Genomic DNA, 1,213 nt, shown 5'->3' with positions numbered 1-1,213 from the left:
CAGTCGTTCTGATCGCCCATGCGATTGACGCGATGCGTTCCTGATACTGCCTGTGCCTCGGTTTCGTCGGTAGCTAGGTAAGCGACGAAAATGTTCCGAGGCGGGCGCGTGTCAACTGGAGGAACCTGGCCTGCAGGCCAAGGTTGTCACAGCAGGAGGAATACGATCATGCTTGCGTTCTATCTGCCGTTTATCATTTTCGGAGCGATGCTCGAAGCGATTTTGAATCAGAATGTGTCTGCATCCATCGAGCAGCCAAGCGTCGATTAGACTCCGATGATCAGACGTTGGACTGGCGAACCAACGTCTACTCAGGCATTCGAATATTTCTTCAGCTCGAACCGCGCGATCTGGTTCCTGTGAACCTCGTCCGGGCCGTCGGCGAGACGCAGCAGACGTGCGGTGGCATAGGCCTGCGTCAAACCAAAATCGTTCGACGTGCCGCCGCCGCCATGGGCCTGGATCGCCCAGTCGATGACCTGGCAGGCCATGTTGGGCACCGCGACCTTGATCATCGCGATTTCGCTCTTGGCGACCTTGTTGCCGACCGTGTCCATCGCGTACGCCGCGTTCAGCGTCAGCAGCCGGGCCTGCTCGATCATGATGCGGGCCTCCGCGATGCGCTCCTGCGTCACCGTCTGCTCCGAGACCGGCTTGCCGAAGGCGACGCGACTGCGCACGCGGCGGCACATCTTCTCCAGCGTGCGTTCGGACAGGCCGATCAGCCGCATGCAATGGTGGATGCGGCCGGGGCCGAGGCGGCCCTGCGCGATCTCGAAACCGCGGCCTTCGCCGAGCAGCATGTTCTCCTTCGGCACGCGCACATTGGTGAAGACCACCTCCGAGGCGCGGTCGGGCACGCCGTAGAAGCCGAACACGGGCAGGGGACGCTTCACCTCGATGCCGGGCGTGTCCATCGGCACCAGGATCATGGATTGCTGCTTGTGGCGGTCCGTATTGTCCGGATCGGTTTTGCCCATGAAGATGCAGATCCTGCAGCGCGGATCGGTCGCGTTCGTCGTGTACCATTTGCGGCCGTTGATGACGTAATGGTCGCCGTCGCGCACGATCGAGCTTTCGATGTTGGTCGCGTCCGACGAGGCGACCGCGGGCTCGGTCATGGCGAAACAGGAGCGGATTTCGCCGGCGAGCAGCGGCTTCAGCCAGCGCTCCTTGTCTTTTGCCGAGCCGTAGCGCTCCAGCACCTCCATGT

Annotated in this window: 1 protein-coding gene; it reads right to left on the bottom strand. The window is 61.8% G+C overall.

What is annotated here, in order from left to right; translation table 11 throughout:
• Window positions 1–311: 311 nt before the first annotated feature.
• The coding region (locus ACXJL8_RS41565; RefSeq protein WP_456687092.1) for an acyl-CoA dehydrogenase family protein at window positions 312–1,213 on the bottom strand (902 nt) is incomplete at its 5' end.

The sequence above is a fragment of the Bradyrhizobium sp. P5_C11_2 genome (genome assembly GCF_054049755.1).
The sequence above is the reverse complement of the archived record's forward strand: the minus strand, read 5'-3'. Positions and strand labels throughout refer to the sequence as shown.